This window comes from Pseudomonas peli, assembly GCF_900099645.1.
In the GTDB taxonomy this organism is placed as follows: Bacteria; Pseudomonadota; Gammaproteobacteria; order Pseudomonadales; family Pseudomonadaceae; genus Aquipseudomonas; species Aquipseudomonas peli.
In genome coordinates this window covers 1,273,597-1,289,740 of record NZ_FMTL01000001.1, presented here as the reverse complement: position 1 = coordinate 1,289,740, position 16,144 = coordinate 1,273,597, and the positions used below count along the sequence as shown (strand labels likewise).

The window sequence follows — 16,144 nt, the reverse complement described above, 5'->3', positions numbered from 1 at the left end:
CTAGGCAGCTTTTTTGTTGGGCGTAGAAAACCTACCTACCTGACGACGTAGATGTCGCAGGGCGCCTTGTGCAGGAAGTGCTGCGCCAGGCTGCCGAGCAATGCTTGCGACAGTGCGCTGCGGCCGTGGCTGCCGAGTACCAGCAGTTCGGTATTGGTGCTCTTCAGGCGTGCTTGCAGGCAGCGCAGGATGCCGCCTTGCTCCACCGAGTGAGTCAAGGTCGGGCCTTTCTCTGGCAGGTTCTGCGCTTCATCTTCCAGCAGCTGATTGATCAGGGCTTTTTGCGTGGTCAGTTGCGCTTCAACCTGCTTGGGCGTGCCCTTGTCTGGCTCGAAGACGTGCAGGGCATGCAGTTCGGCCGTTTCCGGTAGCAGGCGGTAGGCCTGGCCGAGGGCGCTGCAGGCGCAGAGTGAGAAATCGATGGCCGCCAGTGCACGCTGGTATGGCTTGAAATCGTTACGCGCTACCAGCAGCAGTGGCACCGGACAGTTGCGGGCAATGCGGTCGAGGCTGGTGCCGGAGAAGAAGTCGTGGCGCTGGTGATGGCCGCCGAGTACCAGCAAGTCGCAACCCAGCTCATTAAGCTGTTGCAGCACCACTTCCGACGGTTTGATGCCTGTGCGGATCAGCAGTTGGCTGCCGGGTGGTGCGTATTGGGTCAGGCTGCGGTCAAGCGCCTGCTTGGCCTGCTCATGTTCTTGGCTACTTTTGCTCGGGTCGAGCACATGCAGGATGGTCAGTTTGGCGTTGAATTGCTTGGCCAGCTGGGTGGCGCGGCACAGCGCCATGTCGGCAGTGTCGCGCAGGTCGTGGGCAATAAGGATGTGGCTGGGCATGGTCGGCGTTCTCCTGCCGATGCATGTCGGCACATTTATTGTGACCTCGAGTCATAGCTGGACTTTTGACCTAGGGCAAGGTCAGGTGTCAGCGTGCGCGCAATTGGTAAAGGCCGCGACTCTCGGCCACTACTTCACCACTCTCATCGGTTAGCTGCAACTGTAAAACATACTCGGCTTTGCCCAGTTCTGTTGCCTGTTTTTGCAGCTGCTGGATTTCCTCTGCTGCAAGGTGTGCCTCGACTCGAATATCGCCGGTTGCCGGGCGGCGAAAGCGCAGGTTCATTTCCTTGATGATGGGGTAAAAGCGCTGGGCATCGAAGCTGGTGAGGAACAGCGCACCGCCGGGAATTTCTGCCAGGGTGAACAGCGCGCCGGCGTACATGCTGCCGATATGGTTCTGGTTGCCCGCCAGCGGCATCAGCAGGCGCACGTGGCCGACTTCCAGCACTTCGGCCTTGAGCCCGCTGCGCTGGACAAAGGCAATCTGTTCTTCGGTGAGCTGGCGCACCAGTTCGATAGGCATCGTCATGCTTGGCTCCACAATTATTGTTGTGCAGCCAGCCTAAGGGTTGGTCGATGGCAGGGTAATGACCGCAAGGCTGCCGGTCGATTGACCAATCCGCTCAGATGCCCTGCTGACGCAACCAGCCGAGCAATTGCGGCAAGGGCAGCGCGCCACTCTGGCGAGCCACTTCGATGCCGCCCTTGAGCAGGATCAGCGTAGGGATCGAGCGAATGCCCATTTCAGCCGACAGCTGAGGGTTGGCTTCGCTGTCCAGCTTGCTCAGACGGCAGTGGCCTTGCAGCTGCGCGGCGGCCTGCTCATAGATCGGAGCAAAGCTGCGGCAAGGGCCGCACCAACTGGCCCAGACATCAATCAGCAACGGCAGGTCGCCTTTGTTCTGCGCATCAAAGTTGGCCTGGGTCAGTTCGAACGGTGTGCTGGGTAGCACCTCCGATTTGCAACGGCCGCAGCGCGGCGCATCGCCCAGGCGCTCGGCGGGAATGCGGTTAAGGCCGTTGCAGTGTGGACAAGGGATCAGCAGAGGGTTGGACATGGGCGACTCCAGAGGCGGTTATCCCTTATCTGGAGTCGCTTGTGCGGATATCAAGGGCGATCAGCCCGCCGCGGCGTCCAGAGCCTGGGCCAGGTCGGCGAGGATGTCGTCGCTGTGCTCGATACCGATCGACAGGCGCACCATGTCGCGCGGTACGCCGGCGCGCTCCAGCTCTTCATCATTCAGCTGGCGGTGAGTGGTCGAGGCCGGGTGGCAGGCCAACGATTTGGCATCGCCGATATTCACCAAACGCACCACTAACTGCAGTGCATCGATAAAGCGCGCGCCTGCGGCCTGGCCGCCAACAATGCCAAAGGACAGGATCGAGGCCGGTTTACCGCCGCAGAAACGCTGCGCCAGGGCGTGCTCGGGGTGATCGGGCAGGCCAGCGTATTTCACCCACGCCACCTGTGGATGATTTTGCAGGTAATGGGCGACCTTCAGCGCATTCTCGCAGTGGCGCTCCATGCGCAAGGCCAGGGTTTCCAGGCCTTGTAGAATCAGGAAGGCATTGAACGGCGACAGCGCCGCGCCGGTGTTGCGCAACGGCACCACGCGGCAGCGGCCGATAAAGGCCGCCGGGCCGAAGGCTTCGGTGTAGGTCACGCCGTGATAGGAAGGATCCGGGGTGTTGAGCAGCGGGAAGCGCGCCTTGTTGTCGGCCCAGGGGAATTTGCCGGAATCCACCACGATGCCGCCGATGCTGGTGCCGTGGCCGCCGATGTACTTGGTCAGCGAATGCACGACGATATCGGCGCCATGCTCGAACGGGCGGCAGAGAATCGGCGTGGCCACGGTGTTGTCGACGATCAGCGGCACGCCATGGCGGTGCGCAGCGGCGGCCAGTGCGGCCAGATCGACGATATTGCCGGCCGGGTTGCCGATGGACTCGCAGAACACGGCTTTGGTTTTGTCGTCGATCAGCGCTTCGAGGGCGGCGATGTCATCGTGGGCGGCAAAGCGGGTCTGGATGCCGAAGCGCGGCAGGGTGTGGGCCAGCAGGTTGTAGGTGCCGCCGTAGAGCTTGGCCACCGAGACGATGTTGTCACCGGCTTCGGCGACGGTCTGGATCGCGTAGGTGATCGCGGCCATGCCCGAGGCCACGGCCAGCGCGCCGACGCCGCCTTCCAGCGCAGCCACGCGCTCTTCGAGCACGGCGTTGGTCGGGTTCATGATCCGCGAGTAGATGTTGCCGGCGACCTTCAGGTCGAACAGATCGGCACCGTGCTGGGTGTCGTCGAAGGCAAAGGAGCTGGTTTGGTAGATCGGCACCGCCACCGCCTTGGTGGTCGGGTCAGGGCTGTAACCGGCGTGGATGGCCAGGGTTTCCAATTTCATGCGCGCGTTCCTTCAGGGCAGTTTGAAAGACCCGCAGCATGGCCAAAGCAAGAAGGCCCGGTCAATGCGCTGGAGCAATGAATCGGGCCTTGGGTTAGATCGATGTGTTCGCCGCTTATGCCGTCAAACCGGCGTCAGCGGGAAGAACCAGGGGATTACAAAACTGGCCACAACCCACAGCAGCAGATTGAGTGGAATGCCGATCTTCATAAAGTCGGTAAAGCGGTAGCCGCCGGCGTTGTACACAAATGTGTTGGTCTGATAGCCGATGGGCGTGGCGAAGCTGGCGCTGGCGGCGAACATCACCGCGACCACAAAGGCGCGTGGGTCGACACCCAGGTGCTGGGCCATGCCGATGGCAATCGGCGTGACCAGTACCGCCACCGCATTGTTTGACAGCACTTCGGTCAGGATCGAAGTGAACAGGTAGATAAACGACAGCATCAGCAGCGGGCCGGCCCAGGGCATCAGGCCCATGACATTGCTGACCATCAGGCTGACCAGGCCGACCTTGTCCATGGCGATGCTGATGGCCAGCATGCCGAAAATCAGGCTGAGGATCTTCCAGTCGACGGCCTTGTAGGCGTCTTCCACGTCCAGGCAGCGGGTCGCCAGTACGGTCACCGCGCCGATGATCGCCAGGCCCTCGATGGGCATTACGCCAAACGCGGCGAGGATCATCACCGCCAGGGTGGCGATGATCGCAATTGGTGCCTTGTCGCGGCGGAACGCACGCTCTTGCACGGCGTTGAGGCTGATCAGCTCGCCGTTATCGGCAAAACGCTTGATCTGCGTCGGCGTACCTTCCACCAGCATTACGTCGCCGAACTGCAGTTCGAAGTCATCCAGGTTGCCCTGGATGTTCTCATCCTGACGGTGCACGGCGAGCACGGCGATGCCGTAGCGCGCGGTCAGGTCGAGGTCGCGCATCGGCCGGTGGCTGTAGCGCGAGTTACGCCCGACTATCGCCTCGGCGAGGATTACGTCGTGGCTGCTGATGGTTTCGAAGGCATCGCTGCGGTTGAACGTCAGGTGGCCACTTTCGCGCAGCTCCACCACATCCTTGACCTGGCCGTGCAGCACCAGCTGGTCGCCCGCCACCAGCAGGGTGTCGTGGGCCGGTTCGGTGAGCTCTTGCTCGTCACGGAAGATTTTCAGCACCTGCAGGCCACTGCCACCGTTGAGGTTGGCTTCGTGCAGGGTTTTGCCGATTACCGGTGAGTTGTGTGGCACCAGCAGCTCGGTCATAAAGGTGCGGTCGAGGTTCGGACGCAGCTGCTTGGACAGGGTTTCGCGCTCAGGCAACAGGCGATGGCCGATGGTCAGCAGGTAGGCCATGCCGAAGGCGGCCATGATCAGCCCGGCACCGGTAATTTCAAACATGCCAAAAGGCTCAAGGCCGGCTTTGCGCGCCACGCCATCGACCAGAATGTTGGTCGAGGTGCCGATCATGGTCAGGGTGCCGCCGAGGATGGTGGCGTAGGACAGAGGAATCAGCAGCTTCGAGGGGAAGGTGCCGGCTCTGCGTGCCAGGGAAATCGCCACCGGAGTGAGAATGGCCACCACCGGGGTGTTATTCAGGAAGGCTGAGATCACCAGGGCGGTGACGGTCAGGCCGGTAAGCACGCGGATCGGGCTGGTGCCGACTAGGTCGCCCAGCCAGTTGCCCAGAGCATCGATGCAGCCGGTGCGCTCCAGCGCGGCGGAGAGCACGAACATGCAGGCGATGGTCACTGGCGCCGAGTTGCTCAGTACGCTGAGTACTTCCCCAGGCGTCAGCAGTTGGGTAATCAGCAGCGCAGCCACGGCGATGGCCGCGACGATGTCCGGGCTCCACTTCTCGCGCACAAAGGCGTACAGCACCCAGATCAGCAGGGCACCGACAAACAGCAGGGGCAGGGGAAGAGAGTCCCAGAACATGAACATCCTTAGCGTTGAATCTCGTGTGAGGTATCGGGCACGCCAATCCAGACGGGGCGGCCACGCAAGGCGGAGAAGATAAGGGTTGCTGCTTAGAGAGTCTAAGAATGTTTGGAAAGGTTTATATGCCTTTTCGATTTAATAGATAAGGCTGTACCGACCGCTCTGCCGCGCACTGTGCCTGTGCGCTGGAGCGGTGGCGGATTAGGCTCAAGGCTTTATCGAGCAGGAGGTGATATGCGGCAGTTAGGCATTCTGGGTGGCATGAGTTGGGAGTCGACGGCCAGCTATTACCGTTTGCTCAACCAGGGCGTGCGTGAGCGCCTCGGTGGTTTGCATTCGGCGCCCTTGCTGCTGCATTCAGTGGACTTTGCCGAGATCGCCGAGCTGCAGCGGTGTGGCGACTGGCAGGCGGCTGGGCAGATGCTGGCGCAGGCGGCTCAGGGCCTTGAGCCGGCTGGAGCCACGGCCCTGCTGTTGGCCACTAACACCATGCACAAGGTGGCGCCGGCCATTGAGGCGGCGGTGCAGATACCTCTGCTGCATATTGGTGATGCGGTTGGCCAGGCGCTGCAGCGCCAGGGTGTGCGCCGCGCGGCTTTGCTCGGCACGCGTTTTACCATGCAGGAGGACTTCTACCGCCAGCGTCTGGCCCAGCGCTTTGCGATTGAGGTGATTACGCCGGACGCGGCGCAGATGACGGAAATCGACCGGGTGATCTTTGCCGAGCTGTGCCAGGGCCAGTTTCTGCCGCAGGCGCGGGCGTTCTATCTGGACTGCTTGCGCACGCTGCAAACCCAGGGCGCCGAGGTGGCCATCCTCGGCTGCACCGAGATCGGTTTGCTGCTCGATGGCCTGGACGCCTCACTGCCGCTGCTCGACAGCACTGAGCTGCATGTAGCCATGGGGTTGGAATGGATGTTGGGGGCTTGAGCGCTGCTCAAGACGAGCAGCTGATTTCCAGGTGTTTGCCCCATTCCGGCGGGCGCTGGGCGTAGCGTTCGAAGCCGGGCTGCTCGTCGAAGGGCTGCGATAGCACTTGATGCAGTTCGCGCACCGGGGCGTAGTTGCCTTGCTCGGCGGCCTCGATCACTTGCTGCGCCAGGTAGTTGCGCAAGATGTACTTAGGGTTGACCGCGTGCATGCGCATGCGGCGTTGCTCCGTGTCGTCACCATCGCGTGCACTGCGCGCGAGGTAGTCAGCGGCCCAGGCATCGAAACCAGCCAGGTCGGTGAAATCGTCGCGCAGACGCGCTAAGGCTTGCGCGGCCGGGCTGTCGCCGAGCTCGCGGAAGAACAGGGTGTAATCCACCGCGCTGCTCTGCATCAGTTGCAGCAGGCGCTGCACCAGGGCTTCATCGCCCTCATCTGCACTGAGCAGGCCCAGGCGCTTGCGCATCAGGTCGAGGTAATGCGCCTGGTACAACGGCAGGAACAGACCGAGGGTTTCCCGTAGCGCGTCGACATCGACCAGCGGTACCAGGGCCTGGCCGAGGGCGGCGAGGTTCCACTGGGCAATGGGCACCTGATTGCTGAACGAGTAACGGCCGGTGTCATCGGAATGGTTGCAGATGTGCTGGGCATCGAAATCATCGAGAAAGGCGTAGGGGCCGTAATCGAAGGTGATGCCGAGGATCGACATGTTGTCGGTGTTCATCACCCCGTGACAGAAACCATAGGCCTGCCAGTAGGCGATCATCGTGGCGTTGCGTTCGATGACTTCGCGGAACATTGCCAGATACGGCTGTTCCTGCTGCAAACAGTCGGCGTAGTGGCAGTGCAGCACATGCTCGGCCAGCTGTTTGAGTTGCTCATGTTGCTGGGTGTAATAGAAGTACTCGAAGTGACCGAAGCGGATATGACTGGGCGCCAAGCGCAACACCATCGCCGCGCGTTCCTGCTTCTCCCGCCACACCGGCGTGCTGGAGCCGGTCACGCACAGTGCCCGCGAGCTGGGGATGCCGAGGGCGTGCAGGTGTTCACTGGCGAGAAACTCGCGGATCGATGAACGCAGCACGGCGCGGCCGTCGCCCATGCGCGAGTAGGGCGTTTGTCCGGCACCTTTCAGATGCAGGTCCCAGTACTCGCCGGCGTCGTTGATGACCTCACCCAGCAGCAGGCCACGGCCATCGCCCAGGCGCGGGTTGTAGCCGCCGAACTGATGCCCGGAATAGACCATGGCGCGTGGCTCGGCGGTGCTCCACAGCTTGTGCCCGGCGAAGATCTGCGCAAACACTTCGCTCTCGGCTTCACTCGGGTCCAGATCAAGCAAGGCCATGGCGGCCGGGCTGGCAACGACCAGGCGCGGCTCGGCAATCGGCTCGGGCAACACATGGGTGGAAAATACGTCGCCGAGGCGGGCAAAACGATTGTCGAACTGCAGCTCGATAAGCGGCTTCACGGTCAGGCTCCAGCCGGGCACATACGGCCCGGCAGTGATGAGGTGGCAGCCCGCGCTGGCGGGCCTGGCGGCAAGCTACTGCGGGTCGATTGCAGGTGTCGGTGGTGGTAATTGTCCCTGCTGCGCATCGGCGGCCGCCGTGGCGGCCACCATTTGTCCGGTGGTCAGGTTGAGTTCCTGGCCGTGCAGGTTCTTGATCATCACCTCGACCTGGTTGAAGGCCATTTCCACGTTGTGCTCACGGAAGCTCAGGGCGATACGCGTGAGGATTTCATCGGTGGCGGCGTTGCGGTCGCCCAGCTCGCGCACATGGAAGCGCAGCTCGTAGTCGAAGGTGCTGGCGCTAATGGTCAGGAAGAACAGCAGCGGCGCTGGATCGCGCAGTACCCGCGGGTTTTCCTCTGCGGCCTGCATCATCAGCTTACGCGCCAGTGGCAGGTCAGTTTCGTAGGCTACGCCGACCTTGATGATCACCCGGGTAACTGTGTCGTTGAGCGACCAGTTGATCAGCTGGTCGGTGACGAAGGTCTTGTTCGGCACGATGATTTCTTTGCGGTCGAAATCGGTGATGGTGGTGGCGCGGATGCGGATTTTGCTCACGGTGCCGGACAGGTTGCCGATGGTCACCACGTCGCCGATGCGCACCGGACGTTCGAACAGGATGATCAGGCCGGAAATAAAGTTGGCGAAGATTTCCTGCAAGCCAAAGCCCAGGCCTACCGACAGGGCGGCGACCAGCCACTGCAATTTGTCCCAGCTGACGCCGAGGGTCGACAGGGTGGTAACAAAGCCGATGGCTACGATCAGGTAGGACAGCAGGGTGGTGGTGGCGTAGGCGCTGCCCTGGGCCAGGTTCAGCCTGGACAGCACCAGCACTTCGAGCAGGCCGGGTAGGTTGCGGCCCAGGGCGATGGTGATACCGACGATTACCAAGGCGCCGAGCACATCACTGAGGCTGATCGGCACCAGGGTGGCGGCATCACCGCTGCCGCTGCTGTATTGGTAGAGGGCGATGTTGTCGAGGTAGGCAAACACCGAGATCAGGTCCGCCCAGACCCAGTACAGGCCCGCGATAAAGGTGCCGAGCAGGGCCAGGCGAATCAGGCGCAGCGACTGCTGGTTGACCTGTTCGATATCCAGGGTCGGCTCCTCGACCACGGTTTCCGTGCCTTCGCCGCTGTCCTTGCTCTGTGCCTGGCGTTTGGCCGTGGCGCGCTGGTACGCCAGGCGACGTGCTGCCACGCCCAGGCCGCGCACGAAGGTGGCCTCGATGACCAGCCAGATCACCAGCAGATACAGGGTGTTGATCAGGCGGTCACTGAGTTTCAGTGCGGTGTAGTAGTAGCCGAGGCCGACCGCGATGATCAGCGCCAATGGCAGCAGGCTTAAGCCGATGCCGATCAGCATGCGGAAGGCTGAGGCATGCTCGCGGGCCGGGCCGGTGAGTAGCAGTTTGTGCAGCAGCCAGACCATCAGTGCGTAGCAGGTCAGCACCACGGTCAGGCCGATCACGTCATCGCCCAGGCCGGCCGGTTGGTGCTTGGCCACCGTGACCACGGCGACCATGGCCATGACCACCAGACCCAGACGGCGTACCTGGCGATGCAGGAACGCCACCTGTGAGCGGCCCCAGCGGAAGTGCAGCTCGGCCACGCCACCATCGGCGAGGATGCGGTACAGGGTGTAGAACACCAGCCAGGCTTGGGCCATCTGGAACAGCGCCTCACCCAGGTTGGCGTTCTGTCCGCGGGCATCCATTTGCAGGGCGAAGCCGCACAGCGCCAGAAACAGCGTGCCGGGCAGGGCCAGCAATACGTTGAGCATGATCGCCATCGGCGTGTGCAATTGGCTGTCGCGTTTGAAGTGGCCGATGTCCTGATGCAGCTCGGCGAGCTTGCGGTACAGGTAGCCGCGGCGCCACAGCAGCACGCCAATCAGCAGCAGCAACGGTAGAAACAGCAGCGGCCGTTCGGTCAGGCCTGCACCCAGCTGGCGCAGGTTGGAGCCCCAGGGCAGTTCAGCAATCTGCCGTTCGAGCAGGCGCGGCACGGACTTGATCCACTCCAGATCCAGCGGTTTGTTGCTGGGGATCCAGAACATCTGCTCGTCGAGGGTGGCGCGCAGAGTTTCTGCTGTGGTTTTCAGCTGCTTCTGATTCAGCTGCAGGGTGATCGACTCGTTGAGCAGGGCGTTCAGCTCACGGTTAAGACGGTCGATCAGCTCGCGGCGGGTATCGGCGATGGCCAGCAGGTCGGTGCGCAGGGCCTGGTTGTCGGCCTCGTTAGGCTGGGCGCTGAGCAAGTTGTCGACATACACGCTGGGGTTGTTGATGGCTTCGCGCTGTTGGTTGAGCTCGAACTGGTACAGGCGCAGGTCGGCGATCTGGTCGGGCAGGTTGCTGTCGATCTTCAGCGTCGGCAGGGCTTGCTGCTGCTTATAGAGGATGCGCGAGAGCAGCAGGCTGCCTTGCAGCACGCTGATCTGCTCTTCCAGGGCCTGGTCGCTCTGGCTCAGGCTGTCGAGTTGCTGTTTGGTCTGCAGATTCAGGCGGGTCAGTTCATTGAGCCGATCGGTGGCGCGCAGCAGGTAATCGGAGAGCTTCAGGTTGATTGCGCTTTCCTGTGCCAGCAGGCTGTCGGTGCCGGCCTTTTCGACCTCACGTGACTGTTCGGCGAGGGTTTGTTCGGAGACGTCGCGGCGCTTTTCATTGATCAGGTTCTGCAGGTCGAGCAGTTCCTGTTCGAGGCGTTTTATGCGCTCTTCCAGCAGGCTGCGGCGGCTGTTACCGAGGTCCTGCAGCAGGCTGTTGCCGGCCAGTTCCTGGCGGCGCAGCTGCGTTTGCGCATCAAGCTTGGCCAGTTCGGCATTCAGCTGGTTACGCCGCTCGTTGCTCAGCGGTTTGCTGGCATCGCGGCCGCTTTTCAGAATGCTGTTGATTTCCTGGCTGCGGGTCTGGTTGCCGCTGATTTCTGCCTGGGCGCGTTCCGGGCGAGTCTGCGCGGTGATCACCAGGCTATTGGCCTCGATGATCTGCTTCTGCCACTCGTTGAGTTGTGCGTTGCGATCGGCGAGCAATTGTTCGAGCTGCGGCAGTGTGCTTTTGCCGTAGCGCAGATTGACCTGGGTGGGCGTGCTGTTTTTCAGTCGCTCGTAATCGCGCTGCGCCTCGCCAATCAGACGTGGGGCTTGCTGCAGCTGTTTCTCGAGGTCGGCGCGGCGCTGCTCGCTGTCGGCTTTTTCATCCAGCAGCGCCAGGGTTTTCTCCAGGGTCTGCTTGACGGCCAGCTGCTCGGCTTCCGGCAGCTTGCGGTCGGCCAGGTTGTCCAGGCTGCTTTGTACGTCAGCCCGGCTAGGTGGCTCGGCGGCCTGGAGCAGCGGGGCGCTCAGGCACAGCCCGAGCAGTGCGACGGCAAGATAAGTGCGAAGAGAGGGCATAGTGACGATCGTTGGCTCGAAAAGAGGCTGAGTTTAACAGGCGCCTGGCTAAGCGCCTGTGCCGCATATAACGGCTCTTGGGCGCTAGATTACGCTCTTGTGCTGCGCTTTTTAACGCAACAGCGCTGGCGCGTAACCCGGCGTTTAAAGGAAGAGCCCAGGGACTGGGCGACTGCCTTCGGGGAATCTGACGCCTACCTTGCGGATCTTGTTCCCTTCCATGGCGGCCACTGTCCAGGTCAGGCCTTGCCATTCCACCTGGTCGCCGATTACCGGCGAGCCGCCAATCTTGTGGGCGATAAAGCGGCCCAGATGTAGCTGGCCTTCTGCGCCTTCCAGTTGCAGGCCGTAGAGTGCGGCGATGGCGGCCAGCTCGGCATCGCCTTCCAGTACGAAATCACCGAAGAAACGCAGATCCTGGCCACGGGTGGGCGCCTGGCTGAACAGCTTGCCTAGGCCGGGTAAGTCGTGTTCGTGGCCAACCACGCAGAGCAGATCGCCGGCATCCAGAGTCGTGCTGCCTGATGGGTGCAGCAGCTCCTTGCCACGGAACAGCGCGGCGATACGCGTGCCTTCGGGCATCTTCAGTTCACGCAACGGCGCGCCGATGCACCATTTTTCCGCACCGAGGCGGTAGATAAACAGCTCCCACTGGCTGGTTGGGTGCACTTCCAGGCCGGCGCGCGATACCGGTGCGGGCTCTGGTGGGACGGTGACGCGCAACAACTTGGCGGCAAATGGCAGGCTGGTGCCCTGCAGTACCAGCGACACCAAGACGATAAAGAACGCCACGTTGAAGAACAGTTGGGCATTCGGCAAGCCGGCCATCAGTGGGAATACCGCGAGAATGATAGGCACCGCACCGCGCAGGCCCACCCAGGCGATAAAGGCTTTCTCGCGGTCGTGGAAGGCGCGAAACGGCAACAGGCCGATAAACACTGAAAGCGGCCTGGCGAACAGAATCATCCACAACGCCAAGCCGAGGGCCGGCAAGATGATCGGCAGCAGTTCGTGTGGCGTGACCAGCAGGCCGAGGACCAGAAACATCGCGATCTGTGCCAACCAGGTCAGGCCATCGAGCATATGCAAAATGCCGTGGCGCGAGCGGATTGGCCGGTTGCCAAGCAGCAGGCCGCACAGGTAGATGGCGAGGATACCGCTGCCACCGACGGCGGTGGTGATGGCGAAGATCATGATCCCCCCGCTGACCACCAGCAACGGATAAAGACCGTTGGCCAGGCTGATGCGGTTGACCACCTGCAGCAGCAGCCAGCCGCCACCGAGGCCGAGCAGGCCGCCGATGCCGAATTGCTCGAGCAGGTGCACGACGAAGATCCAGCTAAAGCCGGATTCGCCGCTGGCAAGCATCTCGATCAGGGTGACGGTGAGAAACACCGCCATTGGATCGTTGCTGCCGGATTCGATCTCCAAAGTGGCGCTGACCCGCTCATTGAGGCCGCGCCCGCCGAGCAGGCTGAATACCGCTGCAGCATCCGTGGAGCCGACGATGGCGCCGATCAGCAGACCCTCTAGCAGGCTCAGGTTGAACAGCCAGGCTGCGGCTACTCCGGTCAGCCCGGCAGTGATCAGTACGCCGGCGGTGGCCAGGGAGAGAGACGGCCACAAGGCCACGCGAAAGCTGGAGACTCGCGTGCGCATGCCGCCATCGAGCAGAATGATCGCCAGCGCCAGGTTGCCGACCAGGTAAGCGGTGGAGTAATTGTTGAAGACAATACCGCCAGGGCCATCGGTGCCGGCGAGCATGCCGACGCCGAGAAAGATCACCAGAATGGGGATGCCGAAGCGTGAGCCGAATGCGCTCACCAGAATGCTCATTGCTACCAGTAAGCCACCGATCAAAAACAGGTTGTTGATGGTGCTGGCATCCAAGGCGCGTACTCCGTGCGGGTTGGTGAGCGTGCCACTATGCATGGCGCGTGCCAGAGATTCTAACCGCTGCCTTTAAGCTGCGCTCAAAAAAAACGCCCCGTGTTCAGCGGGGCGTCAGCTTCAACAGCGTTTCGCTTGATTCAGAACCAGGCGTCCTGCATGCCCAGGCAGGTGTCGTCGCGGGCTTCGAGAATCGCCAGGTCGTGGTGGCAGCTCGGCACTTCCCAGGTCAGGAAGTAACGCGCGGCCTGCAGCTTGCCCTGGTAGAAGTCGACATCGCTGGCATTGCCTTTCGCCAAGCCTTCCTCAGCGCGGATTGCCTGTTCCAGCCAGCGCCAGCCGATCACGGTATGGCCGAACACCTTCAGGTACAGCGCCGAGTTGGCCAGGCCTTCGTTGACCTTGCCGCTCATCAGGTCACCCAGCAGCGCCAGGGTCACGGTTTGCAGGCGTGCCAGCAGTTGCTCCAGCGGCTGGCGCAGGGCGGTCAGCGAGGCGTGGGCTTCGGCGCGTTGGCAGGTGCCGTGGATCAGCTTGAGCAGCTGCTTAAGTGCTGCACCGCCGTTCATCGAGACCTTGCGGCCGAGCAGGTCGAGGGACTGGATGCCGTGGGTGCCTTCATGGATCGGATTGAGGCGGTTATCGCGGTAGTACTGCTCCACCGGGTAATCGCGGGTGTAGCCGTGACCGCCGAGAATCTGGATGGCCAGCTCGTTGGCTTTGAGGCAGAACTCCGACGGCCAGGATTTGACGATCGGGGTGAGCAAGTCGAGCAGCTCAAGGGCGATGCGCCGTTCTTCCTCGGTCTCCAGGGTCAGGGTGTCGTCGAACAGCCGCGCGGCGTACAGACCGAGGTCGAAGGAACCTTCCACGTAGGCTTTCTGCGTCAGCAGCATGCGCCGCACGTCAGCGTGCTCGATGATCGCCACCTGGCTGGAGGTCGGGTCCTTGCCATCGGGCAAGCGGCCTTGCGGGCGCTGGCGGGCGTAGTCCAGCGAGTACAGGTAACCGGCGTAACCCAGCATCACGGCACCCATACCGACGCCGATACGCGCCTCGTTCATCATCTGGAACATGTAGCTCAGGCCATGGTGCGGTTTGCCCACCAGGTAGCCGACGCAGTCGCCGTTATCACCAAAGTTCAGCGCGGTAGAGGTGGTGCCGCGCCAGCCCATCTTGTGGAACAGCCCGGCCAGGACCACGTCGTTGCGCTTGCCCAGGCTGCCGTCATCGTTGACCAGAAACTTCGGCACGATAAACAGGCTGATGCCTTTAACGCCCGCCGGGGCATCCGGCAGCTTGGCCAGCACCATGTGCACGATGTTTTCCGACAGTGGGTGGTCGCCACCGGAGATAAAGATCTTGTTGCCCTTGAGCCGGTAGGTGCCGTCTTCGGCTGGTTCGGCGCGGGTGCGGATGTCCGACAGCGAGGAGCCGGCATGCGGTTCGGTCAGGGCCATGGTGCCGAAGAAGCGGCCGTCGATCATCGGCTGCAGAAAGCGCTGCTTCTGCTCGGTCGTGCCGAAGTTCTCGATCAGGTTGGCCGCGCCCATGGTCAGGAACGGGTACGAAGTGGTCGCCGCGTTGGCCGACTGGAAGTGGGCGAAGCAGGCCTGCGACAACAGGTTGGGCAGCTGCATGCCGCCGACGTCGAATTCGCGGGTGGCGTTGAGGAAGCCGGCCTCGAGGAAGGCATCCACCGCCGGTTTCACTTCGGGGATCAGCACCGCTGCGCCGTCGACGTACTCCGGCTCGTGTTCGTCATTCTTGCGGTTGTGCGGGGCGAACAGGTTTTCCGCGATGCTGCGGGCGGTGTCGATGGCCGCGTCAAAGGTTTCGCGGCTGTGTTCAGCGAAACGTTCACGCTGGGTCAGGCCTTCGGCGTCCAGCACTTCATACAGCTCAAAGGCCAGGTTGCGGGAACTGAGCAGAGACTCGGACATGGGTGTACCTCCGGTTGCGATGAGCCGAGTCTAAGCAGCTGCACGTGCGGCTCCCAGCACTATTAATAAGCGTGATAACGGGGCGTTGGGCCGGAGCGGTCGGGTAGGGTGGGTGACGCTTTCTCCATCCAGCAGATCGCCAAGGTGGATGAAAAGACGTCATCCACCCGGGCGGGGCTTTGCAGCAAAGGGTGTGCTTATTGGACAAAACCCTGCGCCAGCTCGCGGGTTAGCTCAGCGGCGCCGATATTCTTGCAGCCGCTGACATTCTGCCCCGCCCAGAGCGGAGAGAAATCACCGCTGCCCAGGCTTTCAGCTTTGCTGCGCAACGGCGCAATGGCTGGCGTCGCCAGTGGGAAGGCGGGTGCCATCGGGCTGATTGGGCCCAACTCGCGCATCACCCGGTTGACGATGCCACGCGCCGGGCGGCCGCTGAACAGGTTGGTCAGGGCCGTGTGCTGTGCTGCCGGGCTGTTCAGGGCGGCGCGGTGAATGGCGCTGGTGCTGGCTTCATCACAGCACAGGTAGGCGGTGCCGATTTGCACCCCGGCCGCGCCAAGCGCCATGGCCGCGCGCACGCCTTGGGCATCGGCGATGCCGCCAGCGGCAATCACCGGTAAGCGCACTGCCTGGACGATCTGCGGCAGCAGGGCGAAGGTGCCGAGCTGGCTGCTCAGCTCATCGGTAAGGAACATGCCGCGATGGCCGCCGGCTTCCAGGCCCTGGGCGATGATCGCATCTGCGCCATTGGCTTCGAGCCACAACGCCTCTTCAACCGTAGTCGCCGAGCTGAGCACCTTGGCCCCGCACGCTTTTACGTGCGCCAACAGTTCAGCCGAGGGCAGGCCGAAGTGAAAGCTCACCACGGCCGGCCGGAATTCATCGAGCAGATCGGCCATCTCGGCACTGAACGGCAGGCGGCCGGGACCGCTGGCAATCGTCGCGCGATCAATGCCGAACTCGCGGTAGTACGGACTCAGCGCCTCACGCCAGGCGGCTTCGCGTGTGTCGTCGGTGTTTGGCGGGGTGTGGCAAAAGAAATTCAGGTTATAGGGCCTGTACGTTTTCTCACTGAGCGCCTGCAGCTCCTTGCGCAGGCCGGCCGCATCAAGCATGGCGCAGGGCAGCGAACCCAGCGCGCCGGCGTTGGATACGGCAGCGGCTAAACCATGCAGCTGCACGCCAGCCATGGGGGCCTGGATCAGCGGTAGCTCAATGCCCAATAGGTCTTGCAATGACATGTGGGTTCTCTTTTGCCGGATGGATCAGTGGCCACCGTACTGATCCATCCGGCGCTTGGCAAACTGGTAAACTGCCCGG

11 protein-coding genes are annotated in these 16,144 nt (G+C 62.4%); 1 reads left to right on the top strand and 10 read right to left on the bottom strand.

The genetic code is table 11. The features are described from left to right. Positions 1 to 35: 35 nt before the first annotated feature. The 5 genes from BLO50_RS06195 to BLO50_RS06175 form a co-directional block, all read right to left on the bottom strand. Positions 36 to 836 (bottom strand): universal stress protein, encoded by an 801-nt coding sequence (locus tag BLO50_RS06195; protein ID WP_090249890.1) that lies wholly within the window; start codon positions 834 to 836, stop codon positions 36 to 38. Between the two features lie 88 nt (positions 837 to 924). After that, on the bottom strand, positions 925 to 1,368 hold the full coding sequence (locus BLO50_RS06190; RefSeq protein WP_090249887.1) for a YiiD C-terminal domain-containing protein: 444 nt from the start codon (positions 1,366 to 1,368) through the stop codon (positions 925 to 927). Positions 1,369 to 1,462: 94 nt separating this feature from the next. Beyond that, a complete protein-coding gene (trxC, locus tag BLO50_RS06185) occupies positions 1,463 to 1,897 on the bottom strand; it encodes a thioredoxin TrxC (protein ID WP_090249885.1) in 435 nt (144 codons plus the stop codon). 60 nt (positions 1,898 to 1,957) lie between these two features. Then, positions 1,958 to 3,235, bottom strand: coding sequence for a bifunctional O-acetylhomoserine aminocarboxypropyltransferase/cysteine synthase (locus tag BLO50_RS06180; RefSeq protein WP_090249883.1), 1,278 nt, complete (start codon positions 3,233 to 3,235; stop codon positions 1,958 to 1,960). A gap of 123 nt (positions 3,236 to 3,358) precedes the next feature. Beyond that, on the bottom strand, positions 3,359 to 5,155 hold the full coding sequence (locus BLO50_RS06175) for an SLC13 family permease (RefSeq protein WP_090249880.1): 1,797 nt from the start codon (positions 5,153 to 5,155) through the stop codon (positions 3,359 to 3,361). A 237-nt stretch (positions 5,156 to 5,392) separates the two neighbouring features. On the opposite strand from BLO50_RS06175, the gene BLO50_RS06170 reads away from it, so the two are divergent. Then, positions 5,393 to 6,088 carry an aspartate/glutamate racemase family protein gene (locus BLO50_RS06170; RefSeq protein WP_090249878.1) on the top strand — a complete coding sequence of 232 codons (696 nt, stop codon included), beginning with the start codon at positions 5,393 to 5,395 and terminating at the stop codon, positions 6,086 to 6,088. A gap of 7 nt (positions 6,089 to 6,095) precedes the next feature. On the opposite strand, the gene selO is transcribed toward BLO50_RS06170, so the two are convergent. The 5 genes from selO to BLO50_RS06145 all read right to left on the bottom strand — a co-directional run bounded on the left by selO (position 6,096) and on the right by BLO50_RS06145 (position 16,065). Continuing rightward, positions 6,096 to 7,556: a protein adenylyltransferase SelO gene (gene selO, locus BLO50_RS06165; RefSeq protein WP_090249875.1), complete on the bottom strand. Its 1,461-nt coding sequence runs from the start codon at positions 7,554 to 7,556 to the stop codon at positions 6,096 to 6,098. 75 nt (positions 7,557 to 7,631) lie between these two features. Further along, complete coding sequence (mscK, locus tag BLO50_RS06160; RefSeq protein WP_090249872.1) at positions 7,632 to 10,991, bottom strand: mechanosensitive channel MscK; 3,360 nt, start codon at positions 10,989 to 10,991, stop codon at positions 7,632 to 7,634. 144 nt (positions 10,992 to 11,135) lie between these two features. Continuing rightward, positions 11,136 to 12,881: a potassium/proton antiporter gene (locus BLO50_RS06155; RefSeq protein WP_090251299.1), complete on the bottom strand. Its 1,746-nt coding sequence runs from the start codon at positions 12,879 to 12,881 to the stop codon at positions 11,136 to 11,138. A 140-nt stretch (positions 12,882 to 13,021) separates the two neighbouring features. Next, a complete protein-coding gene (locus tag BLO50_RS06150) occupies positions 13,022 to 14,824 on the bottom strand; it encodes an acyl-CoA dehydrogenase (RefSeq protein WP_090249870.1) in 1,803 nt (600 codons plus the stop codon). A 197-nt stretch (positions 14,825 to 15,021) separates the two neighbouring features. Further along, complete coding sequence (locus BLO50_RS06145; protein WP_090249865.1) at positions 15,022 to 16,065, bottom strand: NAD(P)H-dependent flavin oxidoreductase; 1,044 nt, start codon at positions 16,063 to 16,065, stop codon at positions 15,022 to 15,024. Positions 16,066 to 16,144: the final 79 nt, after the last annotated feature.